Genomic DNA, 23,475 nt, shown 5'->3' with positions numbered 1-23,475 from the left:
TCAATTACCTCCGGCGGTGGCGAGTTGCTTGAATTCGAAGAGCCGGCGGTTGCGGCGCGGTATCGCACGCGCCGACTCGTCCAGATGCAGTTTCGGTACTGCGTTCATCAACCCCTGCGTGTACGGGTGCTGCGGACGTTCCAGTACGTCGGAGGTCGCACCGGATTCCATGACCTCGCCGTGACGCATGACCGTTACCTGAGAGCACAGGTGGGCGACGACGCCGAAGTCGTGGGTGACGATCAGAACCGCCGTTCCCAGTTCACGATTGATGTCGAGCAGCAAGTCGAGAATCTGCTTCTGCACGGTGGCGTCCAGAGCCGTCGTCGGCTCGTCCGCGAGCAGAAGTTCCGGCCTGCACGCCAACGCGATCGCGATGACGACGCGCTGACGCTGACCACCACTGAGCTCGTGCGGGTAAGCCTTCATGCGCCGTACCGGATCTGGCAGCGCGACCAATTCGAGGGATTCGAGCGCCTTCTTGCGTGCGGTCTCCTTGTCGACCTTCTGGTGCAGCCGGATGACCTCGATCAGCTGCGAGCCGATCGTGAACGACGGATCGAGCGCGCTCAAGGCATTCTGTGACACGAGTCCTATGTGACTACCGCGGATTCCGCGCATGTCCTTGTCGGACTTCTCCAGCAGATTCTCTCCGCGGAACATGATGCTTCCGCCCTCGATGCGGGCGCGGTCGGTCCCCAGCAATCCGAGGACGCTGAGCGACGTGACGCTCTTACCGGAACCTGATTCGCCGACCAGGCCGCGAATCTCGCCCGGCTGCACCGTGATCGACACGTTCTTGACGGCATGTACGACGCCGCCGTCGGTGTGAAAGTCGACGCGCAGATTCTGCACGTCCAACAAAGGCTGGTTGGTCATCGTGTCTGCTTCCTGGGGTCGAGAGCGTCACGGATTCCGTCGCCGACGAGGTTGAACGCGAGAGCGACGAAAAGAATGACAAGGCCGGGGATGGTGGCGATGTGATAGATGCCTTCGAGCAGAACGCTCGAGCCGTCGGAGGTCATGATGCCCCAGTCCGGCGTCGGAGGCACGACACCGACACCGAGAAAGCTCAATCCGGCCGCGACGACGATCATCAGGCCGCACAACGTCGTTGCGTACACGATCAGCTGCGCGACGACGTTCGGTGCGAGTTCGCGGAACATCAGGTGCCCGGGGTTGGCTCCGTACGCCCGAGCGGCTTCGATGTATTCCTTGCTCGCTTCCTGCACGGTCGCGGTGTAGGCGACGCGGGCCATGTACGGCACCAACGTCACGCCGATCGACAGCATCACGTTGCCCAGCCCCGCACCGAGAACAGCAGACAGCGCGATGGCGAGAAGCACCAGCGGGAACGCGAACAGCACGTCCAGTACCCGCATGAGGACCTCGCCCGCACGGCTGCGCTTGTAGCCTGCGAACAGTCCGATCAGCAGTGCCAGCGGGAACACGACGAGCACCGGAATCACTGCCACGAGAAGCGAATTCCTACCGCCGTAGAGTAGGCGTGCGAGAATGTCTCGACCTTGGCCGTCGAGACCGAGGATGTGCCCGTCGGTTCCGATGCCGGCCAATCTGTTCACCGGATCGCCCGCGATCGGACTGTACGACGTCAGCATCGGCGCGAAGATCGCGGCGAGTGCCACCAGGATCAGAAAGATCGCCGAGACCAGTGCCACCTTGTCACGACAGAACGTGCGGAGCCCCAATCTCCACTGCGACGTAGAGGCTTCGGGAGCAGCTGCTCCCTGCGCCGCGGCAGTGGTCGTACGAATATCGATGTCGACTGCGGCGTTCATGCGTTCACCGTCTTTCTGGTACGCGGATCGAGGAGTCCGACGGCAATGTCGGCGATGAGGTTGACCACGACGAATGCGAGTGCGATGAACAGCACACCCGCTTGCACGACGGGAATGTCGCGTTGGGTGATCGAGGTGTAGAGCTGCTGACCGAGGCCAGGCCATCCGAAGACCACCTCGACGAACACCACGCCACCGAGCAGGTAGCCGACCTGCAGGCCTATCACGTTCACGATGGGCGGCAACGCGTTTCGGAGTCCGTGCCGCCACAGTATCGACTGCTCGGACAGGCCCGACGCGCGCAGGGTACGGATGTAGTCCTGCTGCAGGACGTCGACCATGACGCTTCGCGTCATGCGAGCGATCACGGCAAGGGGCACGAGTGCCGCCGCGAGCGCCGGAAGGGCGAGGTGCGTCAGCATGTCGACGAAGCCACCCGGGTGCCGGCTGTTGTACATGCCCGACGTCGGAAAGATTCCGAGGTTGATCGAGAAGAAACCGATCAGGACAAGCCCGAACCAATACACCGGGACGCTGGCACCGGCCAGCGACACGAACATCGCGATGCGGTCGAACACGCCGTTCTGCTTGCGGGCCGCAGCAATTCCGAGCGGAACACCGATGACGATGCACAACGCGAGAGCAGCGACGGTCAAGATGATCGTGTTCCAGAACCGCGGCATCATGATTTCGGTGACGGGCTTGCTGACCGTTAGCGACCGTCCGAGATCGCCTTGGAGCAGGCCGCCCATGTAGTCGAGGTACTGAACGGGCAGGGAGCGATCGAGCCCCAGCTCGCTCCGGACTGCCGCGACGGATTCCTGTGTCGCGCCCGAACCCAGAATGGTCAAAGCAGGGTCACCCGGGACCAACTGAAGGAGCAGGAAGACGATAAGACTGACGCCGAGAAGTACAGCGACGGTGGACAGTAGTCGTGAACGCAGAGTTCCGGTCATTGCTCGAGCCTCACTTCTTTCAGGTCGTACCACTCCTCGCTGGCCGAGACGAATCCCGAGACGTACGGCGCGAGAACGTAAGGAGCTTTGTCGTTGACGACCGGCGCCAGTGCCGCGTCCTCGGTGACGATGTCGTTCGCCTGCCGCCAGAAGTCGTTCGCGACGTTCTCGTCGGTGGCCTGAATCGCCTTGTCCATCACCGCATCCAACTCCGGACTCGAGTAATAGCCGACGTTGACGCCGTTCGGCGCCTGCAGCTTCGACGATGTGACGATGTACAGCCAGTACGGCGTCGTCATTCCCCAGGACATCTGCGCCATTCCGGTCCCGGGCTTCATTCCCTGCGCCCAGGTACCGAGGTACGAGATCCATTCCTGCGTCTCGATGTTCATCGTGATGCCGATCTCGGCGAGGTTCTGCTGGAGGTATTCGGCCATCTGCGTCGGGATGATCTGGCCGGAGCCGTCGACCGACGTGATCAACGTGGTCGAAAAACCATCCTGTAGTCCGACGGACGCGAGAAGCTCCTTTGCCTTGTCGATGTCACGTGTGTAGGCGTCCGTGCGTTCGACGTAGGCACCGTTGGCGGGTGCCTGCACTCCGTAGGCCGGATTCACCGTGCCACGCAGCAGGTCCGTGGCCATTCCGTCGCGATTGATCGCGAGGTTGATCGCCTGGCGAACCTCCTTGATGGCCATGTTCGGGTCCTGCATGTTGAACGAGAGGTACCAGACGTGAGGCGGAGTGCCCTCGGACAACTGGTAACCCTCGTCGACGAGGTTGTCGACGCTGTCCGGACTCGGCACGGCGATCATGTCGACGTCACCGCTGCGCAGTGCGGCGACGCGGGCCGACGCGTCGGGAAGGGGGCGGAATACGACACCCTGGATGGACGGCTCGGTGCCCCAGTAATCGTCGTTGCGCTTCAGGCTGATCCGCTCACCGCGGATACGCTCGTCGAACACGAACGGGCCGGTGCCGACGGGGTGATCGGCGATGTCCGCGCCGTACGTCTCGATGGCCGTCGGGCTCATGATCGCAGTGGACCCGTTGCCGCCCTGTGCCAGCATACGAAGGAATGGTGAGAACGGAGTGCTCTGCTTCACGACCAGCGTGAATTCGTCTGTCGCCTGGATCGATTCGGTGTTCTGCCAGATGAAGTTCGTCTGGCCAGCCGCCTTGGCCGAGTACTGCGGAGCCTCTTTGTCCCACATGCGGCGGAAGTTGTACTCCACGGCTGCGGCGTCCAGCGGCGTCCCGTCGTGGAACTTCACGCCCTGCCGAATATGGAACGTATAAGTCAGCCCGTCGGGCGAGATGTCCCACGATTCGGCCAGACCGGGTTCCAGCGCGGGCACGGGCGCTTCGCTGGACGGAGTCCGCAAGTCCTCGGTGACGAGAGGTTCGAAGATCTGCTGATTGATACGCCACGTCACCCAACCGCCCGCGACTTGCGGATCGAGGACGTCCGCTTCGGATTCGATGGCGATGACGAACGTGTTGTCGGTGACGACGGCGTCGGCAGTACTGCACGCAGTGAGGGACGACATCGTCAGCACAGCGGCGACAGCGAGGCCTGCCAGTGTACGACCGGGCTTCATTCGTTCAACCCGTCAAGAGCGATGTTCATGGAAGTTGTTCCTTCGATCTACGGGTCTGAAGGAGAGCGATACGCCTCCGTTTTGCCGAACGGTGCACCGTCGAACCGAGCGGGATAGTGCAACCGTAAGGAACCGAGAAGCCGGAAGGAATACGTCGAAATGCGTATCTCTTCACTCTTCGAAATGCCGTGCGTCACAGAGCATATGAATCTATCGGGCATGACAAAGCCCGATGTTTCCGCCGTGTGACGGCCGTGTTGGAAGTGTGTGAGAAAGTACGCTACGGCGCCGCGAGCGCCATCGAATCGACGGTACGTCGGTCGTCACCGAGGCCGAGTTCGGTGGCGTAGACCGCAGCCATGACGCGGTTGGGTACACCGAGTTTGCGCAGAATTTTCTCGACGTGGGTTGTGACCGTGCGTGGGGACAGCACCAAAGTCTCCCCTATCTCGGCGTTGGACAGTCCCTGACGCACGAGCGACAAGATCTCCGTCTCGCGTGCGGTGAGCCGGAAGCGCGACTTCGCGCGCAGATCACTCGCGTACCTGGTGAATGCGGGCCGCATTCGCTCGAGGATAGTCTTCGCGGGATCGGGAAACTGCTCCCGCTCTACGTTTCCGTGACACATTCCGATGATCGAACCGGCGTCGTCGTGCAGGAGCATGAGGACGCCGTTGGCGAACCCGCCGGGGCGCAACACCGTCACCGCCGTCTCAGATGTCCCGAAGCCCGGGACCTCGGTCCAGTCGAAGACCTCGTCCAGGTGGCTGAACTGTTTCTCGAACTCCGGCAGCGTATCGATGTCGCCGGTGAGGAACTGCGCTACGTCGTCTCCGTATCCGCGCTGTTCGACGGTCACGAACCGTTCGGTCGACTGGTCTCGGTATGCGAGAAGGAAACTGTCGCAACGGCCTTCGTACCGAAGGTAATCGATTGCGCCGTGCATACGTCGCGGCGCCGCTGACGAGGACATTGCAGCAACAATGGACGCGATGTCGTGATCGGGCATAATGTGCGTCCTTCGGATCGACGGGCAGTCGATCCGAGTAAACAGCAGAACGCTTTCAGTGGTGTTAACTCACCGTTTCAACTGTTGGATCGCCGAACCCGCACAAATGCACATGCGTTTGCGTGGGAAGGGCACCCAGTTCACGCAAATGCATATGCGTTTGCGTGAACCGTGGGGCGAGACTCAGAAACCAAGCTTTCCCATCTGCTTGGGGTCGGTCTGCCAGTCCTTGGCGATCTTGACGTGCAGGTCGAGGTAGATCCTCGTGCCGAGAAGCTTCTCGATCTGAAGTCTGGAGGCAGTTCCGACTTCCTTGAGCCTCGATCCACCCTTGCCGATGATGATGGCCTTCTGGCTGGGGCGCTCGACGTAGAGGATGGCGTGCACGTCGAGCATGTTGTCGTGCCCCTCGCGAGGGTTGACTTCCTCGATGACGACGGCGAGAGAGTGCGGCAATTCGTCGCGCACGCCTTCGAGTGCGGCCTCACGGATGAGTTCGGCCATCAAGATCTCTTCGGGCTCGTCGGTCAGCTCGCCGTCGGGGTAGAACGCGGGGCCCTCGGGCAGCTCGGCCGCGAACAGATCGACCAACTTCTCGACCTGCTCACCCGACGCGGCGGACACCGGGATGACGTGGCTGTTCTCGCCGAGGAGGTTCGACAGCGCCATCAACTGCTGGACGACGCGCTCTTTCTTGACCTTGTCGATCTTGGTGACGATGCCGATCAACGTGGTCTTGGGCGCGATGTGACGCACCTGCTCGAGGATCCAGCGGTCACCGGGGCCGATCTTCTCGTCGGCGGGGATGCACAGTCCGATGATGTCGACCTCGGAGTACGTGTCCTGCACCAGGTCGTTGAGCCGTTGCCCGAGAAGCGTTCGGGGACGGTGCAATCCGGGAGTGTCCACGAGGATCAACTGCGCGTGCTCGCGATGCACGATGCCGCGGATCGTGTGACGCGTGGTCTGCGGCCGCGACGACGTGATGGCGATCTTCGTGCCGACCAACGCATTGGTCAGCGTGGACTTCCCGGTGTTCGGTCGTCCGACGAAGCAGATGAAGCCGGAATGGAAGTTTCGGTCGTTCGATTCAGGCATCGGCATCCTCGGTGTCGTGGTCGTCGTCGTTCCCGGACGGCTCCGAGGACTGCGCTTTCTCGACGAGAACAGTAGTCACCCGAACTCGCCCCTTCTGATCCGCACCGCCCTCGCCGACGAGAATCAACCCGTGCGACTCGACGCGCGATCCGGGCAACGGCACGCGGCCGAGCTCGTAGCCCAGCAGCCCGCCGACGGTGTCGACGTCCTCGGATTCGATGTCCAGGCCGAACAATTCGCCGACGTCCTCGAGCGGAACTCGCGCAGAGACACGGAAGCTGCCGTCGCCCAGATCGTCGATCGGTGCGACCTCGTCGGCGTCGTACTCGTCGGCGATCTCACCGACGATCTCTTCGAGAACATCCTCGATGGTCACCAATCCGGCTGTGCCGCCGTACTCGTCGACGAGCACAGCCATGTGATTCCGTGAACGCTGCATGTCCGCCAACAGGCTGTCGAGCGCCTTCGAATCGGGTACGAACACCGCAGGACGCATGACCTGATCGACCTTGACTCCACGTCCGCCGTCGGTGGAGTAATACGTCTGCTGCACAAGGTCTTTGAGGTAGACGACGCCGACGATGTCGTCGACGTTCTCGCCGATCACCGGGATTCGCGAGTGACCGCTGCGCACGGCGAGCGACGTAGCCTGGCCCGCGGACTTGCCTGATTCGATCCACACCATTTCCGGACGCGGCACCATCACCTCACGCGCCGACGTGTCGCCCAGCTCGAACACCGACTGGATCATCTTTCGCTCACCGTCCGCGACGACGCCGCGCTCACGCGCCATGTCGACGAGTTCGCGCAGTTCGATCTCGGATGCGAACGGGCCGTTGCGGAAACCACGGCCGGGGGTGATGGCGTTACCGATCAGAATGAGCAGACGGCTGATGGGTCCGAGTATCCATCCGAGCCCACGCAACGGGAGCGCGGCGGACAACGCGATCGAATACGCGTGCTGACGACCGAGCGTTCTGGGACCGACACCGACGACGACGTAGCTGACGAGGACCATCACGACGGCGGTGACAACGAGCGCGAGGGTCTCGTCGAGAAGCTCTATCAAGCCGCCCGCCAGCAGGACCGTCGCGCCGATCTCACACAGAATGCGCATCAGCACAGTCAGATTGACGTACCGCGGCCGATCGGCGACGACCGTCAGCAGTCCGACGGCTCCCGGACGTTCGTCCTTGGCCATGTCCTCGACACGTGCGCGCGAGACGGTGTTGAGGGCCGAGTCGACTGCCGCGAACAATCCCGCGACCGGAACCAGAATCACTGCAGCGACGATGAGAACCGGCGCACTGATCACAGGTTGTCGCCCCGGGCGAAGCCAGTCTTGCCGAGCAGTCGACGATCGCGCGCTGCCTGCAATTCTCTCTCCTCGGCACGGCGCAGATCCTCGTACCACTCCTCGAGAATGCGGTTCTGCAGGCCGAACATCTCTTTTTCCTCGTCCGGTTCGGCGTGGTCGTAGCCCAGCAGGTGCAACACGCCGTGGACGGTCAACAACGCCAACTCGTGTTCGAGGGGATGCCCTGCCGCTGCCGCCTGGTCCGCCGCGAACGACGGGCACAGCACGATGTCACCGAGCATCGACGGGCCTGGTTCGGGCGCGTCGGGACGGCCACCCGGCTCCAATTCGTCCATCGGGAACGACATGACGTCCGTGGGACCGGGAAGGTCCATCCACCGCATGTGGAGATCGGCCATCGTCGCCGAGTCGACGAGAACCATCGACAGTTCCGCTGCAGGGTGCACGTCCATGCTCGCGATGGCGAACCTGGCGACGCTCACGAGCTCCGCTTCGGAGACGTCCATCCCCGACTCGTTGGACACCTCGATGCTCATTACTGCTCTCTACTCTTTCTCGACAATGTGACCAGCAGACCTTACCGGCGTGCCGAGCGCGCACCGCCGGAGCGTCGCTGCGCACGGTTGCCCACCCCGAGATCGCTGTTGCTCGACGACTCGAACCGCTCGTACGCGTCGACGATTTCCGACACCAGGCGATGCCGGACCACGTCGCTGCTGGTGAGCTGCGCGAAGTGAATGTCGTCGACACTGCCGAGGATTTCGGTCGCGGCACGCAGGCCCGACCTCGCGCCACCGGGCAGATCGACCTGGGTGATGTCACCGGTCACGACGATCTTCGAACCGAAACCGAGACGGGTGAGGAACATCTTCATCTGCTCGGCCGTGGTGTTCTGCGCCTCGTCGAGAATGATGAACGCGTCGTTGAGGGTGCGTCCGCGCATGTATGCGAGCGGCGCGACCTCGATGACTCCCGCCTGCATCAACTTCGGAATGGCCTCGACGTCCATCATGTCGTGGAGCGCATCGTGCAGCGGGCGCAGGTACGGATCGATCTTGTCGTGCAGCGTGCCGGGCAGGAATCCTAGCCGCTCACCGGCCTCGACGGCGGGACGCGTCAGGATGATGCGGCTGACCTGCTTGGCCTGCAACGCCTGCACGGCCTTGGCCATCGCCAGGTACGTCTTGCCCGTACCGGCGGGTCCGACACCGAACACGATGGTGTTGGCGTCGATCGCGTCGACGTACCGCTTCTGGTTGAGTGTCTTGGGCCTGATGGTCTTGCCGCGACGCGAGAGAATGTCGAGGCTGAGCACCTCTGCAGGCGACTCGGAGACTCCGTCGGTGAGCATCCCGACCGTGCGTCGGACGGCGTCGGGGGTCAGCGGCTGCGCCCGCTTGACGACGGCAGCGAGCTCGGTGATGGCACGTTCCGCCAGCGCGACGTCGGCTACCTTGCCGCTCAGGGTGACCGTGTTGCCTCGGACATGCACATCGGCGGACAGCAGCTGCTCGAGGGTCCTGAGGTTCTCGTCCGATGCGCCGAGAAGCGGAAGCACTGCCTCGGGCGCCAGTTCCATGCTGGACCGAACCAGACGTTCGGCGGGAAGATCGCTGTGTTCACTCACGTGGTGTGTATGGCCTGCTTTCGGGTGTCGCGGACGGGGCTCGAACTGCCCACGAGTTTAACGCGCGCAGCGGGGCTCGCATTCCAATTACCCGGCGGCGGGCGCGGTCGCGGCCGCCATGGACTCGGTCCAGCACGTCGATCCCGGCCTCAGGAAGTCGAAGTGGTCCTCCCCGTCGACCACCGACAAGCTCGCGTCGTCGCCGGCGTCGAGGGCCGCGGACACGTAGCGTTCGCTCTGCGACACCGGCACCTGCACGTCGCGCGAGCCATGAATGCAGTGCACCGGAACGCCGGTCGGCAGCAGGCACAACGGAGATGCCGAACGGTACAGATCGGGGTCGTTCTCGAAGCTCGTCCCGAGCAGTTCCCGCACCGCAGGGTTGATGTCACCTGCCGCGGGCCCGACGACGAAGTCGAGCACCCCTGCCTGCGCGACGACCCGCGCCGGCCTGATCGGCAACTCTCGTCGACTCGCCAGCCATGCCGCGAGGTGGCCGCCCGCGGAGTGACCGAGAAGCCGAACATCGCCGGTGTCGAGTGGGATCGACGAGCGCTCCTGCACGACGCCGCCCACGGCCTGCAGTGCGTCGACGACGTCTCGGCTGACCTCCGGCCACGACCCGCCCGCACCGACGCGCCGGTACTCGATGTTCCAGGCGGCGAACCCGGCTCGCGACAATTCGACGGCGTACTGCGTGCCGAGGTTCAGCGCGTAGCGGCCGTGCCAGAACCCGCCGTGAACCACCATGACCACCGGAACCGGAACGGTCACAGGAGTTTCCGGGAGGTAGAGATGACCGAACTGTTCGGGATGGTCGCCGTAGGAGATGGTCTGCCGGATCACCGAGTGGCCTGGAAGTCGAGCGGCGTCTGCGCCCAGCGATTCGTCATGACTCCGAGCGCGCCGAGCGCGACCGCTGCAGCGGTCGACGTCCGTAACACGGTGGGCCCCAACATGACCGGGATCGCACCGACATCGGTCAGCGCAGCGACCTCGGAATCGGTGAGACCACCTTCGGGACCGACGACCAGCAGAACTTCGGGCACGTCGCGGAACGACAGTGACGAGAAGGGAACGGACGCAGCCTCGTGCAGCACCGCGACGATTCCCCCGCGCTCGACGACGCCGCGGGCCAGGGCGACGACTGCCGAATTGGTGTGCAATGGAGCAACTTCCGGGACGAACGGACGACGCGACTGCTTCGCCGCAGCGGTCGCGACGGCCTGCCACCGGGCGACGCCCTTGTCGGCCTTCGCCCCCTCCCACTTGGCGACGCATCGTGACGACTGCCACGGCACGATGCTGTCGATCCCCGCCTCGGTCGCGAGTTCGACGGCCAATTCGGAACGGTCGGCCTTGGGCAGTGCCTGGACCACCCCGACCGACGGCGTCGGGCGGGGAACGTCGGACCGGGTTTCGACGGCCATCTCCAGGCGGTCGCGTTCGGCGGCCGTGACGACGGTCTCGGCGATGCGGCCGTGACCGTCGGACAGCAGAATGCGCTCACCGACCCGAATGCGACGCACCGTGGCGGCGTGACGCCCTTCCTTGCCGTCGAGCACGGCCGTACCGCCGACGTCGGGCAGAGGATCGAGGTAGAAGACCGTCGCCGCCATCGTCAGCGACCGCTGAACGCTTCCCGCAGCCGGGAGAACAACCCGCCGCTGTGCTGTGAGCCGGTGGTGACCACCTCGGCCGCGTCACGGTCGCGGAGCGCGCGCAGGTCTTCGAGCAACTGCGTCTGCTTGTTGTCGAGCTTCGACGGCACGACGACCTCGAGGTGAGCATGCAGGTCGCCTCGGACGCCGGAACGCAGCTTGGGCATACCGTGTCCGCGCAGGACCGCGATCGAACCGGGCTGTGTGCCCTGATCGACGACAATGTCCGTCGGGCCGTCGAGAATCGCGTCGACCGACACCTTGGTGCCGAGGGCCGCGTCGACCATGGGGACGCGAATGGTGCAGTGCAGGTCGTCGCCGTCGCGGACGAACACCTCGTGCTGCTGCTCGACGATCTCGACGTACAGGTCACCTGCCGGGCCACCACCCGGGCCGACCTCACCCTGCGAGGCCAGACGGATACGCATCCCGTTGCTGACGCCGACGGGAACCTTCACGGTGATGTCGCGGCGCGAACGGACCCGACCGTCGCCTGCGCACTTGCGGCAGGGGTCGGGAATGGTCTCGCCCGCACCGCGGCAGGTGGGGCACGGACGCGACGTCATGACCTGACCGAGGAACGAACGCTGAACCGACTGGACCTCACCCGCGCCGCCACAGGTCTCGCACCGAACGGGCTTCGAGTCGCCGTTGGTGCCCGAGCCGGTGCACAGGTCGCACAGGATCGCCGTGTCGACGGTGATGTGCTTGGTGACGCCGGTCGCGCACTCGTTGAGTGTCAACTTGGTGCGCAGCAGCGAGTCGGCTCCTGGCTGGACGCGCCCCCGCGGACCACGGCCGGCTCCCCCGCCACCGCCGCCGAAGAACGCCTCGAACACGTCGCCGAGTCCACCGCCGAAGCCCGCGCCGCCGAAGCCGCCGCCTCCGCCGCCGCCCTGCTGCAGCGGATCTCCGCCGAGATCGACGATCCGGCGCTTCTCCGGGTCGGACAGCACCTCGTACGCCGTCGAGATCTCCTTGAAGCGAGCCTGCGCGGCCTCGTCCGGATTGACATCGGGGTGAAGTTCGCGCGCGAGCTTGCGATACGCGCGCTTGATCTCCTGATCGGTCGCCTTCTGGCCGACCCCGAGCGTCCCGTAATAGTCCCGTGCCACGTATGTCTCTTTCATCCTCGTCGAATTTCCGTGTGCGCCGACGTCGTCGACGCGTCATGAGTGGATGACGGCCCTCAGCGTTCCGCGAGAACCTCTCCGATGTATCTCGCAACGGCTGCGACCGATGCAATTGTTCCTGGATAGTCCATTCGTGTGGGTCCGAGCACGCCCATGCCCCCGAGCACCATGCCAGCCGAACCGTATCCGGTGGAAATCACCGAGGTACCGCGCATCTCCTCGACCTGCGTCTCCTCCCCGATACGCACGGTCACCGTGCGCGTGTCCTGCGTCACGGCCAGCAGCTTCAGGACAACCACCTGCTCCTCGAGCGCTTCGAGCACTGCGCGCAGCGAACCGGGGAATCCCGCGTCCCCGGCGAAATCGGCGGCGTTGCGCGTCAGATTGGCGGTGCCGCCGAGAACCAGACGCTCCTCGGGATGTTCGACGAGCGATTCGATCAATACCGTCGCCGACCGAATCATGGCGTCGCGCAACGCGGGCGGCGAATTCTCGGCGAGTTCCGCGACCGCGGCCGACGCGGCCGCGAGGCGCTTGCCTTCGAGCGCGCCACCGAGCAGGTTGCGCAGCTGGGAGAGATTCTCGTCGTCGATGACGTCGCCCAACTCGACGATGCGTTGGTCGACGCGACCGGAGTCGGTGATCAGAACCAGAAGAAGGCGTGCAGGCGTCAACGCGACCACTTCGAGGTGCCGCACCGACGACACCGACAGCGTCGGATACTGCACGACGGCCACCTGTCGGGTCAGCTGCGCGAGCAACCTCACACCGCGGCGCAGGACGTCGTCGAGGTCGACGCCGTTCTCGAGAAATTCGAGGATCGCGCGACGCTCGGACGTCGACAGCGGCTTGACGTCGGCGATGCGGTCGACGAACTGCCGGTACCCCTTGTCCGTCGGGACACGCCCCGAACTGGTGTGCGGCTGCGCGATGTACCCCTCGGCCTCCAGAACAGCCATGTCGTTGCGCACTGTCGCACTGGACACCCCGAGGTTGTGTCGCTCGACGAGAGCCCGCGAGCCGACGGGTTCCTGGGTGGAGACATAGTCGGCGACGATCGCGCGTAGAACCTCGAACCGCCTGTCTTCGGTGCTCGACATCGATGCCCACCTCCATTCCACTGTTCACGTCGGAGTTCGAGTCTAGTGGCCCTACCGCCGTCGGTGACGGCAAGGCCTTACTGTGGTCGGGTGCCCCATTCGACGACGACGGATACCGAATGATCTTCAAAGGCGTTCGCGACGGCAAGCCCTACCCGGAGCACGGGTTGTCGCTGCGCGACTGGTCGAAGATCCCGCCGCGCCAGCTCAGACTCGACGAGATCGTCACGACCACGAAGGTGCTCGAACTCGATCGTCTGCTGTCCGAGGACTCCACGTTCTACGGCGACCTGTTCCCACACGCCGTGCACTACCGAGGCGTCGTGTACCTGGAAGACGGCTTGCACCGGGCCGTGCGCGCCGCGCTACGCAACCGAACCGTCCTGCACGCCCGCGTCTTCGACTACGACCTGTTGGGAGCCTGAGCCCTCACGCAGCGATGCTGCGTACGACGGCGTCGGCGAGCAGTCGGCCGCGATCGGTGAGTACGAATCGCCCATCGGCGAACGTCATCAACCCATCGGCGACGACCTGGTCCGCCGCGTGACGCTCGTCCGCGTCGAGCACGTCGGCCGGCAGGCCCGTCCTGAGCCTGATCTTCAGCATCAGTTCTTCGAGATGCCGATCCTCGCGCGTCAACAATTCGCTGCCTGCCACCGGGAACGCGCCCGACGCCAGCTGATCCGCGTACCGCGCAGGGTGTTTGACGTTCCAGAACCGCGTACCGCCGACGTGGCTGTGCGCACCCGGCCCGGCACCCCACCAGTCTCCGCCGTCCCAGTAGCCGACGTTGTGCTTGCACTCCGCGTCGGCGTCGCTCGCCCAGTTGGACACCTCGTACCAGCTCAGCCCCGCACCGGACAAAACCGAGTCGATCCGTTCGTAGCGGGCGGCGAGGACGTCGTCGTCGGGCATCGGCAGCTCCCCGCGACGCACCTTGCGTGCCATGGCCGTGCCGTCCTCGACGATGAGCGCGTAGGCCGAGACGTGGTCGACGCCTGCCGTCAGCACCGCGTCGAGCGAGCTGTCGAGATCCTCGGGACGCTCCCCCGGCGTGCCGTAGATGAGATCGAGGTTGACGTGGCCGAAGCCGGCCGCCTTCGCTTCCCTCGCGGCGGCCACTGCCCGGCCCGGGGTGTGCGTGCGATCGAGAACCCGAAGGACGTGCGGTGCCGCGGACTGCATTCCGAGCGAGACACGCGTGAAGCCTGCCGACAGAAGCGCGTCGAAGAACTCGGGTGACGTCGACTCCGGGTTCGATTCCGTCGTCACCTCGGCCCCAGGGGTCAGACCGAAACTGGCGCGGACGGCATTCAGAACGTCGGTCAAGCCGTCGCCTCCGAGCAGCGACGGCGTCCCGCCTCCGACGAACACGGTGTCGGCCGTCGGTACGACGCCCGCGCGATCGGCGAACAGCGATGCAGCCGCCTCCAATTCCCGACGCATCGCCTCGCGCCAGGACTGCGGTGAGGCGGAAGTTCCGAGTTCCCCGGCGGTGTAGGTGTTGAAATCGCAGTAGCCGCACCGCGTCGCACAGAACGGAACATGGACGTACACACCGAACGGCCGTTGCCCGACGCCGTCGAATGCCGCGTCGGGCAACTCGAAGGGCACGGGTGGAGCGGCGACGATGTTCACCCGTCCAGTGTTCCAGACCGAGTGCGGCACACTTTCCGGCGCGAGGGCAACGCCTCTGCCAGCCTATTTACCGTGAATTTCGGGTAAATAGGCGTCCATGGTCGGACCTGGCCGAATGACGTGGCACAATGGTCGCCGTGACTGACACCGGGATCCGACTCGTGGCGCGCCGCCACGTCGACCTCAAGCGTGTCTGCAGCTCGTCGTGTCGATGCTGTCGAGTGTGTTGCTGAGCCCGTTGCCGGCTCCCCCTCGACCCACAGCTCGTTCCCGGTAGTTCCCCGCCACACCCCCGATCCGTCCGGACGCGTGTGCAAGTGGTGAGTCTCAACCCCTCCCCTTGGCCGCCCGGTAGAGAAAAGATGCAGGAGCAGTAGATGTCGTCGACCACCGACGCCCCGACCGACGCGGGTTCGTCCGCCCCGGCGCGCGTAGCCCCGCGGGAACGCACGCCGCGTCCGGCCAAGCGACGGGCCGAGGGCCAGTGGGCACTCGGATACCGCGAGCCGCTCAACCCCAACGAGCAGTCCAAGAAGGACGACAACCCGCTGAACGTGCGGGCTCGCATCGAGAACATCTATTCCAAGCAGGGCTTCGACAGCATCGACAAGAGCGATCTGCGCGGCCGCTTCCGCTGGTGGGGTCTCTACACCCAGCGCGAGCAGGGATACGACGGCACCTACACCGGCGACGACAACATCGATCTGCTCGAAGCCAAGTACTTCATGATGCGCATTCGGTGCGACGCAGGCGCGCTGAACGTCGAGCAGGTGCGCACGCTCGCCGGTATCTCCAAGGAGTTCGCTCGCGACACCGCCGACCTCTCCGACCGCGAGAACGTTCAGTACCACTGGATCGAGGTCGAGAACGTCCCCGAGATCTGGCGTCGCATCGAAGCCGTCGGCCTGAAGACCACCGAGGCGTGCGGTGACTGCCCCCGCGTCGTGCTCGGGTCGCCTCTCGCAGGCGAGGCCGTCGACGAGATCCTCGATCCGACGCCTGCCATCGACGAGATCGTCGAGCGCTACATCGGTAAGCCCGAGTACTCGAACCTGCCCCGCAAGTTCAAGACGGCGATCTCCGGCCTGCAGGACGTCGTGCACGAGATCAACGACGTCGCGTTCATCGGCGTGAACCACCCCGAGCACGGTCCCGGTCTCGACCTATGGGTCGGCGGCGGACTGTCGACCAACCCGATGCTGGCGCAGCGCGTCGGCGTCTGGGTGCCGCTCGACGAAGTACCCGACGTCTGGGAAGGCGTCGTCTCGATCTTCCGCGACTACGGCTACCGTCGCCTCCGCACGAAGGCGCGCCTGAAGTTCCTGATCAAGGACTGGGGCATCGAGAAGTTCCGCCAGGTTCTCGAGGACGAGTACCTGCATCGCAAGCTGATCGACGGTCCCGCGCCCGAGAAGCCCGCGCGTCCGCGCGACCACGTCGGCATCCAGAAGCTCAAGAACGGTCTCAATGCCGTCGGCGTCGCACCGATCGCCGGTCGTGTCTCGGGCACCATCCTCGGCAAGGTTGCCGACGCCGCGGAGAAGGCCGGATCGGACCGCATCCGATTCACGCCGTACCAGAAGCTCATCGTGCTCGACGTCCCGGACGACAAGCTCGAAGATCTCATCGCCGATCTCGACGCACTCGGGCTGCCGGCTCGGCCGTCGCACTGGCGCAAGAACCTGATGGCGTGCAGCGGAATCGAGTTCTGCAAGCTGTCGTTCGCCGAGACGCGCAAGCGATCGCAGGTCCTCGTTCCCGATCTCGAGGCTCGGCTCGCCGACGTCAATGCCCAGCTCGACGTCCCGGTGACCATCAACATCAACGGCTGCCCCAACTCGTGCGCGCGCTCGCAGATCGCGGACATCGGCTTCAAGGGACAGCTCGTCGACGACGGCGACGGGAATCAGGTCGAGGGCTTCCAGGTTCACCTCGGTGGCAGCCTCGGCCTGGACAGCGCGTTCGGCCGAAAGCTGCGCCAGCACAAGGTGAACAGCACCGAGCTGGGCGACTACATCGAACGAGTGGTGCGGAACTTCGTCAAGCACCGCGAAGATGGAGAGCGGTTCGCGCAGTGGGCCGTGCGAGCAGACGAGGCGGATTTGCGATGAGCACGAGAATGAATCTGACGGTCGACGAGCTGAGGGCGATCGCCGAGCGCGGCGCCCGCGAACTCGACGGTGCGAGTGCCACCGAATTGATGCAGTGGACCGAGCGCGAGTTCGGCAACGACTACATCGTGGCGTCGAACATGCAGGACGCAGTGCTGGTCCACCTCGCGACTCAGGTGCATCCCGGCGTCGACGTCCTGTTCCTCGACACCGGTTACCACTTCGCGGAGACCATCGGAACCCGTGACGCCGTCGAGGCCGTCTACGGCGTCAACGTCATCAACGCTCGCGCCGAACACAGTGTCGCCGAACAGGATTCGATCGAAGGCAAGGACCTTTTCGCCCGCGAGCCGAACCGCTGCTGCGCGCTGCGCAAGGTCGCGCCGCTGAAGAAGGAACTCGCGAACTACAGCGCGTGGGTCACCGGCATCCGACGCGTCGAGGCTCCCACTCGGGCGAACGCGCCGCTGATCTCCTTCGACGACGCGTTCGGCCTCGTCAAGATCAATCCCATCGCGGCATGGTCGGACGACGACATGCAGCGGTACATCGACGAACACGGAATTCTCGTCAATCCTCTCGTCGACGAGGGGTATCCATCGATCGGGTGCCAGCCGTGCACCGTCAAGCCCGCCCCCGGCGCCGATCCGCGTAGCGGACGGTGGGCCGGTAAGGCCAAAACGGAATGTGGGTTGCACGCCTCATGACACTCAACTTCGCCACCGAGCGCCCCCAGGTCGACAGCACGCGCTTCGACACCCTCGACGCACTCGAGTCCGAGGCCATCCACATCTTCCGTGAGGTCGCGGGCGAGTTCGAACGGCCGGTCATCCTGTTCTCGGGAGGCAAGGACTCGACCGTCCTGCTGCACCTCGCGATCAAGGCGTTCTGGCCTGCGCCCCTGCCCTTCTCTCTGCTGCACGTCGACACCGGGCACAACCTGCAGGAGGTCCTCGATTTCCGCGACCACGTCGTGTCCAAATACAACCTGCGCCTGCACGTGGCCAAGGTCGAGGACTACCTCGCCGACGGCCGCCTCACCGAGCGCCCCGACGGCATCCGCAACCCGCTGCAGACGGTGCCGCTGCTCGACGCCATCTCCGAGAACCGCTTCGACGCCGTCTTTGGCGGTGCCCGACGGGACGAGGAACGCGCCCGCGCCAAGGAACGAATCTTTTCGCTGCGCAACGCATTCGGTCAGTGGGACCCCAAGAAGCAGCGGCCGGAACTGTGGAACCTGTACAACGGCAAGCATTCCCCCGGTGAGCAGGTCCGCGTCTTCCCGCTCAGCAACTTCACCGAGCTGGACATCTGGCGCTACATCGCGCGCGAGAACGTCGAATTGGCGAGCATCTACTACGCGCACCAGCGTCCGGTGTACCAGCGCGACGGCATGTGGATGACTCCTGGCGTGTGGGGCGGTCCCACCGAGGCCGAGGAGCTGCAGACGCTGTCTGTGCGCTACCGCACCGTCGGTGACGGATCCACCACCGGAGCCGTCCTGTCCGACGCCGCGGACAACGAGGCGATTCTCGCCGAGGTCGCCGCCTCCCGACTCACCGAACGTGGCGCCACCCGCGGCGACGACCGCGTCTCCGAGGCGGCCATGGAAGACCGCAAGCGCGAAGGATATTTCTGATGAGTTCGTCCAATTCACAGCTGCTGCGTCTCGCGACGGCGGGCAGCGTCGACGACGGAAAGTCCACCCTCGTCGGTCGGCTGCTGTACGACACGAAGTCCGTTCTCGCGGACCAGATCGACGCCGTCACACGCGCATCGGTCGACCGCGGCCTCAGCACTCCCGACCTCTCGCTCCTCGTCGACGGTCTGCGCGCCGAGCGCGAGCAGGGCATCACCATCGATGTCGCGTACCGCTACTTCGCCACGCCTGCACGATCTTTCGTCCTCGCGGACACCCCGGGCCACGTGCAGTACACCCGCAACACCGTCTCGGGCGCGTCGACGGCACAGCTCGTCATCCTGCTCGTCGACGCTCGCAAGGGCGTCATCACGCAGACGCGTCGGCACGCGGCGGTTCTCGCCCTGCTCGGTGTGCCCAAGCTGGTGCTTGCCGTCAACAAGATCGACCTCGTCGAAGATCCGGCGACGGTGTTCGCGGACATCTCCGCCGAGTTCAACTCGCTGACCTCGTCGCTCGGCTGGGCCGCGGAGGACGTCGTCGAGATCCCGGTGTCGGCTCTGCACGGAGACAACGTCGCCGTCCGATCCACCAACACCCCCTACTACGACGGTCCGACGCTCATCGAGCACCTCGAGTCGGTTCCGGTCGACGCCGAGCCGCACCGCGTCGGACTTCGCTTCCCCGTGCAGTACGTGATCCGTCCTCGAACAGCCGAATTCCCGGACTACCGCGGCTACGCGGGCCAGGTCGCCGCAGGTACCGTCGCCCCCGGTGACGAGGTCGTCGTCCTGCCGTCCGGCACCCGGACCACGGTCGAGCGCATCGACACCGCGGACGGCGAACTCGATTCCGCAAGCGCCGGACGCAGCGTCACGCTGATCCTCGCCGACGACGTCGACGTGTCCCGCGGAGACTCCATCGTCTCGCCGCAGGACGCTCCCGAACCCATCGGCGAGTTCGACGCCACCGTGTGCTGGCTGGCCGAGAAGCCCCTTCGCCCGGGTGCACGCCTGCTGCTCAAGCACGGAACCCGGACGACGCAGGCCATCGTCGGCGCACTGGTCGAGAAGTTCGACGAACAGAACCTGACGGCCGACCCGTCTCCGGAAACGTTGGAGCTCAACGACATCGGACGCATCTCGGTGCGCGTCGCCGAGCCCATCGTCGCCGACGACTACGCCGTCAACCGGCACACCGGCAGCTTCCTGCTGATCGATCCTGCCGGAGGCAACACCCTCGCCGCCGGTCTCGTCGGCGACGCGCTGTCGGCAGTCGAACTGGGAGAACCGGTTCCGTCCTGACATGGGTGTGTTGATCGCCGTCGCCCACGGTAGCCGCGAGCCTCGTTCGTCGCGGACCGTGGGCGCGGTGGTCGACCGCGTTCGCGTGCGTCGGCCCGACCTCGACGTCAGGGTCGCATATCTGGATCTGACCGAACCCAGCGTGGAACAGGTCATCGACGAAGTCGCCGCCGACGGGCACGAGTCCGCTGCTTTCGTTCCGTTGTTGCTCGGCAATGCTTTTCATGCCCGGGTCGATCTGCCCGGAATTCTGGATGCCGCGCGACGACGGCACCCGTCCCTCTCGTTGGTGCAAGCCGAGGTTCTCGGCGACGACAGTCGCCTCGTCGATGCGCTGCGTGCTCGCATTCTCGGCGCGGGCGTGGACATGGACGACCCGACGATCGGCGTCGCGGTCGCCGCGGTCGGATCGTCCAGGGAGGCGGCGAACCGGCGTACACGCGCACTGGCAGCGCGTGTGTCCGCCGGAACGGGATGGGCAGGCGCGGTGACGTGCTTCGCGACAAACCGCAATCCCGGTCCCACCGAAGCGATCTCGCACCTGACGGCAGCCGGGGCGCGTCGTATCGTCATCGCGCCGTGGTTCATCGCCCCCGGGCTGCTCACCGACCGAGTGCGCGACGAGGTAGACGCACTCGACATCGACATCACCCACGCCGACGTTCTCGGCGACCACCCCTTCGTCGCCGATGTCGTGTCGGCACGGTACGACGCGGCGGTGGGCGGCTCCACCACCCGTGCGCGCGAATGCGTAGCGGGCTGTACATTCCCGCGCACGGGGGGCGCAGGCCCCTAGCCGGTCGGGACGATCTGCGGGATGCGCGTCGCCCGCACGTACACCGTCTCACCGGGTTCGAGCCGCAGAGCTTCGCTGTCGCCTCGCGTGATCTGCGCGGAGAACGCTTCACCCGTCGCAGCGTTCTTCAGCTCCACCTTGACCTCGAATCCCAGGTGGACGACGCGTTCGACGATCGCCCGCGTCACACCGGCCGACTCCGCGGTGCCGTTCTTCTGCGCGAGTGCGAGTGCCGGATCCCGTCCGACGCGAATGTCGTGCGGTCGCACCAACATTCCGTTGAGTTTGGCGACCTGTCCGAGGAACGACATGACGAAGTCGTTCTCGGGGCGATCGTAGAGATCCTCGGGTGACCCGACCTGCTCGATCCGTCCCTTGTTCATGACGGCGATGCGGTCGGCGACGTCGAGCGCCTCTTCCTGGTCGTGCGTGACCAGGACCGTCGTCACGTGCACCTCGTCGTGCAGGCGGCGAAGCCACGTCCGAAGGTCTTCGCGCACCTTCGCGTCGAGTGCACCGAACGGCTCGTCGAGCAGCAGAACCTGAGGGTCGACGGCGAGTGCTCGCGCCAACGCCATGCGCTGACGCTGACCGCCGGACAGCTGCGCGGGGAAACGCGTCTGGAAGCCCGCGAGCCCGACGATCTCGAGCAATTCGTCGACGCGACGTTTGATCTCGTCCTTCGGACGCTTGCGAATCTTCAATCCGAACGCGACGTTGTCACGCACGCTCAAGTGCTTGAAAGCTGCGTAATGCTGGAACACGAAGCCGATCTCGCGTTTCTGCGGGCTGACCCACGTCACGTCCTCGCCCGCCAGAATGACCTGGCCGGAGTCGAGCTGTTCGAGACCGGCGATCGAACGCAGCAGCGTGGACTTGCCCGAACCGCTCGGACCGAGGAGCGCCGTCAACGACCCCTTGGGGATGTCGATGCTCACGTTGTCGAGAGCCGCGAAGTCGCCGTAGTTCTTCTTGGCACCCACCACGGAGATCTCGATGTCGGAACTCTTCTGTGCGGTCATTACTTCGTCCTCTTTTTGTCGAGGGCAGTCATCAGCAGCAACACGATGACGGCGATTGCCATGAGCAGAGTCGACGCGGCGTAAGCGCCTGCTTGGTTGAAGTCCTCGTACCTCGAGTTGACCAGGAGCGTGAGCGTCTGTGAAATGCCGGGGAGGTTCGTCGACACCATGATCACCGCACCGAACTCACCCAGTGAACGGGCAACGGTAAGGACGATGCCGTAGGTCAGACCCCAGCGGATCGCAGGCAATGTGATGCGCCAGAACGTCTGCCACGACGACGCTCCCAGAGTCGACGCCGCCTCCTCCTGCTCCTCGCCGATCTCGTAGAGCACCGGCTCGACTTCGCGGACGACGAACGGAAGCGTCACGAAGATCGTCGCGATGACCATGCCGGGCAACGCGAAGATGATCTTGAAGCCGAGGGACTCGACACCACCGAACCATCCGTTGGCACCCCACAGCAGGATGAGGGCGACACCGGTGACGATGGGCGACACGGCGAACGGCAGATCGACGACGGCCTCGAGGATGCCCTTGCCGCGGAAGCGCCCGCGGACGAGAGCCAACGCGGTGATGACACCGAACACGACGTTGACCGGCACCACGATCGCGACGATCAGCAACGACAACTGCAGCGCCGACTGCGCTGCAGGCGTCGTGACCAGGCCCCAGAACTGCATGAAGCCGTCCTCGAACGTGCGGAACAGAATTGCCGCGAGAGGAAACAGCACCAACGCCGCGAGGTACAGCAGCGCGACCGTGCGCAGTGACAGTTTGACGGGAAGTCCGACCTTCATCGGATCTGCTCCTCACGCCGGGCGAGCCGGTTACCGACGATGCGCAGTACGAACAGCACCACGAATGCCAGCGCGAGCAGGACGACGGAGATGGCGGCGGCATCGACGGGCTGGTCGTATTCGATCAGCTCGCGAATGTACTGCGACGCGATCTGCGTGTCACCGGGAATGTTGCCGCCGATCAGCACGACGGAACCGAACTCGCCGATGGCACGGGCGAACGCGAGGCCGGCACCGCTGAGAATCGACGGCAGCAACACGGGGAGGATGATCGAGCGAAAGATCGTCCAGTTGTTCGCGCCCAGGGACGCGGCAGCCTCTTCCACTTCCTTGTCCAGTTCGATCAGGACCGGCTGGACGGCGCGCACCACGAACGGAAGCGTCACGAACAGCAGGGCGACGACGACTGCAGGCTTCGTCGCGTTGAACACCAGACCGATAGGACTCGCGGGACCGTACAGCGACAGCAGCACGAGGCTCGCGACGATCGTCGGCAGAGCGAACGGCAGATCGATCAGCGCGTTGACGATGCGCTTGCCCGGAAAGTCGTCGCGGACGAGCACCCAGGCGATCAGCGTTCCGAACACGAGGTTGATGACCGCGGCGGCCACCGACACCTCCAAGGTGACCTTGAACGTCGCGATTGCGCGCGGCTCGGTGATCGCATCCCAGAAGCCCGAGATGCCGTCGTCGAACGATTTCACGGTCAGAGCCGCCAGCGGCAGCAGAACGATGATGCTCAGCCAGAGCACCGCGACCCCGAGACCGAAGGGCCCGACCGAACCCGACCCGCGGAACTTCCGCCCTTTTCGGGGAGAAGGCCGCGTGCCGGGGGCCGAATCGATGTGCGTCGAGGACATGGT

Annotated in this window: 23 protein-coding genes; 6 read left to right on the top strand and 17 right to left on the bottom strand. The window is 65.0% G+C overall.

Going from position 1 to position 23,475, the window contains the following annotated elements:
• The 13 genes from DK926_RS21600 to hrcA form a co-directional block, all read right to left on the bottom strand.
• On the bottom strand, positions 1-879 hold the full coding sequence (locus DK926_RS21600; protein ID WP_114332110.1) for an ABC transporter ATP-binding protein: 879 nt from the start codon (positions 877-879) through the stop codon (positions 1-3).
• Positions 876-1,799 carry an ABC transporter permease gene (locus tag DK926_RS21595; protein WP_114332109.1) on the bottom strand — a complete coding sequence of 308 codons (924 nt, stop codon included), beginning with the start codon at positions 1,797-1,799 and terminating at the stop codon, positions 876-878. Before DK926_RS21595 ends, DK926_RS21600 begins: the two co-directional genes overlap by 4 nt.
• The gene (locus DK926_RS21590; protein ID WP_068420421.1) at positions 1,796-2,755 is read right to left on the bottom strand and encodes an ABC transporter permease; all 960 of its coding nucleotides are present in this window, start codon (positions 2,753-2,755) and stop codon (positions 1,796-1,798) included. Before DK926_RS21590 ends, DK926_RS21595 begins: the two co-directional genes overlap by 4 nt.
• Positions 2,752-4,356 (bottom strand): ABC transporter substrate-binding protein, encoded by a 1,605-nt coding sequence (locus tag DK926_RS21585; RefSeq protein ID WP_068420420.1) that lies wholly within the window; start codon positions 4,354-4,356, stop codon positions 2,752-2,754. Before DK926_RS21585 ends, DK926_RS21590 begins: the two co-directional genes overlap by 4 nt.
• A gap of 280 nt (positions 4,357-4,636) precedes the next feature.
• Positions 4,637-5,329: a response regulator transcription factor gene (locus DK926_RS21580; RefSeq protein WP_243636947.1), complete on the bottom strand. Its 693-nt coding sequence runs from the start codon at positions 5,327-5,329 to the stop codon at positions 4,637-4,639.
• 219 nt (positions 5,330-5,548) lie between these two features.
• Positions 5,549-6,463: a GTPase Era gene (gene era / locus DK926_RS21575; protein ID WP_114332137.1), complete on the bottom strand. Its 915-nt coding sequence runs from the start codon at positions 6,461-6,463 to the stop codon at positions 5,549-5,551.
• On the bottom strand, positions 6,456-7,778 hold the full coding sequence (locus tag DK926_RS21570; RefSeq protein WP_068420418.1) for a hemolysin family protein: 1,323 nt from the start codon (positions 7,776-7,778) through the stop codon (positions 6,456-6,458). Before DK926_RS21570 ends, era begins: the two co-directional genes overlap by 8 nt.
• Positions 7,775-8,317: an rRNA maturation RNase YbeY gene (ybeY, locus tag DK926_RS21565; RefSeq protein WP_068420416.1), complete on the bottom strand. Its 543-nt coding sequence runs from the start codon at positions 8,315-8,317 to the stop codon at positions 7,775-7,777. The genes DK926_RS21570 and ybeY overlap by 4 nt, the downstream gene beginning before the upstream one ends.
• A gap of 41 nt (positions 8,318-8,358) precedes the next feature.
• Complete coding sequence (locus DK926_RS21560) at positions 8,359-9,360, bottom strand: PhoH family protein (protein ID WP_240931419.1); 1,002 nt, start codon at positions 9,358-9,360, stop codon at positions 8,359-8,361.
• 135 nt (positions 9,361-9,495) lie between these two features.
• Positions 9,496-10,254, bottom strand: a complete 759-nt coding sequence (locus DK926_RS21555; RefSeq protein WP_114332106.1) for an alpha/beta hydrolase — start codon at positions 10,252-10,254, stop codon at positions 9,496-9,498.
• Positions 10,251-11,027: a 16S rRNA (uracil(1498)-N(3))-methyltransferase gene (locus DK926_RS21550; RefSeq protein ID WP_114332105.1), complete on the bottom strand. Its 777-nt coding sequence runs from the start codon at positions 11,025-11,027 to the stop codon at positions 10,251-10,253. Before DK926_RS21550 ends, DK926_RS21555 begins: the two co-directional genes overlap by 4 nt.
• A 2-nt stretch (positions 11,028-11,029) precedes the next feature.
• Positions 11,030-12,184 carry a molecular chaperone DnaJ gene (gene dnaJ / locus DK926_RS21545; protein WP_114332104.1) on the bottom strand — a complete coding sequence of 385 codons (1,155 nt, stop codon included), beginning with the start codon at positions 12,182-12,184 and terminating at the stop codon, positions 11,030-11,032.
• Positions 12,185-12,258: 74 nt separating this feature from the next.
• Positions 12,259-13,302 carry a heat-inducible transcriptional repressor HrcA gene (gene hrcA, locus DK926_RS21540; RefSeq protein WP_068420403.1) on the bottom strand — a complete coding sequence of 348 codons (1,044 nt, stop codon included), beginning with the start codon at positions 13,300-13,302 and terminating at the stop codon, positions 12,259-12,261.
• A gap of 119 nt (positions 13,303-13,421) precedes the next feature.
• Between hrcA and DK926_RS21535 the strand changes: the two genes are divergently transcribed.
• Complete coding sequence (locus tag DK926_RS21535) at positions 13,422-13,727, top strand: type II toxin-antitoxin system VapB family antitoxin (RefSeq protein WP_068378754.1); 306 nt, start codon at positions 13,422-13,424, stop codon at positions 13,725-13,727.
• Positions 13,728-13,731: 4 nt separating this feature from the next.
• On the opposite strand, the gene hemW is transcribed toward DK926_RS21535, so the two are convergent.
• On the bottom strand, positions 13,732-14,940 hold the full coding sequence (gene hemW, locus DK926_RS21530) for a radical SAM family heme chaperone HemW (protein ID WP_114332103.1): 1,209 nt from the start codon (positions 14,938-14,940) through the stop codon (positions 13,732-13,734).
• Positions 14,941-15,317: 377 nt separating this feature from the next.
• Between hemW and DK926_RS21525 the strand changes: the two genes are divergently transcribed.
• Genes DK926_RS21525 through DK926_RS21505 form a run of 5 tightly spaced genes read left to right on the top strand, consistent with a single transcriptional unit; the run spans position 15,318 to position 20,790 of the window.
• Positions 15,318-17,051: a nitrite/sulfite reductase gene (locus tag DK926_RS21525; RefSeq protein WP_114332102.1), complete on the top strand. Its 1,734-nt coding sequence runs from the start codon at positions 15,318-15,320 to the stop codon at positions 17,049-17,051.
• Complete coding sequence (locus DK926_RS21520; protein WP_114332101.1) at positions 17,048-17,758, top strand: phosphoadenylyl-sulfate reductase; 711 nt, start codon at positions 17,048-17,050, stop codon at positions 17,756-17,758. Before DK926_RS21525 ends, DK926_RS21520 begins: the two co-directional genes overlap by 4 nt.
• Entirely contained in the window at positions 17,755-18,690 is a 936-nt protein-coding gene (cysD, locus tag DK926_RS21515) for a sulfate adenylyltransferase subunit CysD (RefSeq protein WP_068420397.1), read from the top strand. The genes DK926_RS21520 and cysD overlap by 4 nt, the downstream gene beginning before the upstream one ends.
• A complete protein-coding gene (locus tag DK926_RS21510; RefSeq protein ID WP_114332100.1) occupies positions 18,690-19,994 on the top strand; it encodes a GTP-binding protein in 1,305 nt (434 codons plus the stop codon). The genes cysD and DK926_RS21510 overlap by 1 nt, the downstream gene beginning before the upstream one ends.
• Position 19,995: 1 nt before the next feature.
• Positions 19,996-20,790 carry a sirohydrochlorin chelatase gene (locus DK926_RS21505; RefSeq protein ID WP_114332099.1) on the top strand — a complete coding sequence of 265 codons (795 nt, stop codon included), beginning with the start codon at positions 19,996-19,998 and terminating at the stop codon, positions 20,788-20,790.
• On the opposite strand, the gene DK926_RS21500 is transcribed toward DK926_RS21505, so the two are convergent.
• Genes DK926_RS21500 through cysT form a run of 3 tightly spaced genes read right to left on the bottom strand, consistent with a single transcriptional unit; the run spans position 20,787 to position 23,472 of the window.
• Positions 20,787-21,812, bottom strand: a complete 1,026-nt coding sequence (locus DK926_RS21500) for a sulfate ABC transporter ATP-binding protein (protein ID WP_114332098.1) — start codon at positions 21,810-21,812, stop codon at positions 20,787-20,789. The genes DK926_RS21505 and DK926_RS21500 overlap by 4 nt on opposite strands.
• The gene (gene cysW / locus DK926_RS21495; RefSeq protein WP_114332097.1) at positions 21,812-22,612 is read right to left on the bottom strand and encodes a sulfate ABC transporter permease subunit CysW; all 801 of its coding nucleotides are present in this window, start codon (positions 22,610-22,612) and stop codon (positions 21,812-21,814) included. Before cysW ends, DK926_RS21500 begins: the two co-directional genes overlap by 1 nt.
• Positions 22,609-23,472 carry a sulfate ABC transporter permease subunit CysT gene (gene cysT / locus DK926_RS21490; protein ID WP_207890883.1) on the bottom strand — a complete coding sequence of 288 codons (864 nt, stop codon included), beginning with the start codon at positions 23,470-23,472 and terminating at the stop codon, positions 22,609-22,611. The genes cysW and cysT overlap by 4 nt, the downstream gene beginning before the upstream one ends.
• Positions 23,473-23,475 lie beyond the last annotated feature (3 nt).

The sequence above is a fragment of the Rhodococcus sp. Eu-32 genome, assembly GCF_003336925.1.
Taxonomy (GTDB): Bacteria; Actinomycetota; Actinomycetes; order Mycobacteriales; family Mycobacteriaceae; genus Rhodococcoides; species Rhodococcoides kyotonensis_B.
Note: the sequence above shows the minus strand (reverse complement) of the source record. Positions and strands in the feature narration are given on the sequence as shown.

Coding starts and splice junctions, on each gene's coding strand:
- cysD (WP_068420397.1), top strand. CDS start 17,755: ATGACACTCAACTTCGCCACCGAGCGCCCCCAGGTCGACAGCACGCGC.
- cysT (WP_207890883.1), bottom strand. CDS start 23,472: ATGTCCTCGACGCACATCGATTCGGCCCCCGGCACGCGGCCTTCTCCC.
- DK926_RS21560 (WP_240931419.1), bottom strand. CDS start 9,360: ATGGAACTGGCGCCCGAGGCAGTGCTTCCGCTTCTCGGCGCATCGGAC.
- ybeY (WP_068420416.1), bottom strand. CDS start 8,317: ATGAGCATCGAGGTGTCCAACGAGTCGGGGATGGACGTCTCCGAAGCG.
- era (WP_114332137.1), bottom strand. CDS start 6,463: ATGCCTGAATCGAACGACCGAAACTTCCATTCCGGCTTCATCTGCTTC.
- cysW (WP_114332097.1), bottom strand. CDS start 22,612: ATGAAGGTCGGACTTCCCGTCAAACTGTCACTGCGCACGGTCGCGCTG.
- DK926_RS21550 (WP_114332105.1), bottom strand. CDS start 11,027: ATGGCGGCGACGGTCTTCTACCTCGATCCTCTGCCCGACGTCGGCGGT.
- DK926_RS21590 (WP_068420421.1), bottom strand. CDS start 2,755: ATGACCGGAACTCTGCGTTCACGACTACTGTCCACCGTCGCTGTACTT.
- DK926_RS21520 (WP_114332101.1), top strand. CDS start 17,048: ATGAGCACGAGAATGAATCTGACGGTCGACGAGCTGAGGGCGATCGCC.
- DK926_RS21525 (WP_114332102.1), top strand. CDS start 15,318: ATGTCGTCGACCACCGACGCCCCGACCGACGCGGGTTCGTCCGCCCCG.
- DK926_RS21505 (WP_114332099.1), top strand. CDS start 19,996: ATGGGTGTGTTGATCGCCGTCGCCCACGGTAGCCGCGAGCCTCGTTCG.
- DK926_RS21585 (WP_068420420.1), bottom strand. CDS start 4,356: ATGAAGCCCGGTCGTACACTGGCAGGCCTCGCTGTCGCCGCTGTGCTG.
- DK926_RS21535 (WP_068378754.1), top strand. CDS start 13,422: ATGATCTTCAAAGGCGTTCGCGACGGCAAGCCCTACCCGGAGCACGGG.
- hrcA (WP_068420403.1), bottom strand. CDS start 13,302: ATGTCGAGCACCGAAGACAGGCGGTTCGAGGTTCTACGCGCGATCGTC.
- DK926_RS21580 (WP_243636947.1), bottom strand. CDS start 5,329: ATGTCCTCGTCAGCGGCGCCGCGACGTATGCACGGCGCAATCGATTAC.
- DK926_RS21595 (WP_114332109.1), bottom strand. CDS start 1,799: ATGAACGCCGCAGTCGACATCGATATTCGTACGACCACTGCCGCGGCG.
- DK926_RS21510 (WP_114332100.1), top strand. CDS start 18,690: ATGAGTTCGTCCAATTCACAGCTGCTGCGTCTCGCGACGGCGGGCAGC.
- DK926_RS21600 (WP_114332110.1), bottom strand. CDS start 879: ATGACCAACCAGCCTTTGTTGGACGTGCAGAATCTGCGCGTCGACTTT.
- DK926_RS21500 (WP_114332098.1), bottom strand. CDS start 21,812: ATGACCGCACAGAAGAGTTCCGACATCGAGATCTCCGTGGTGGGTGCC.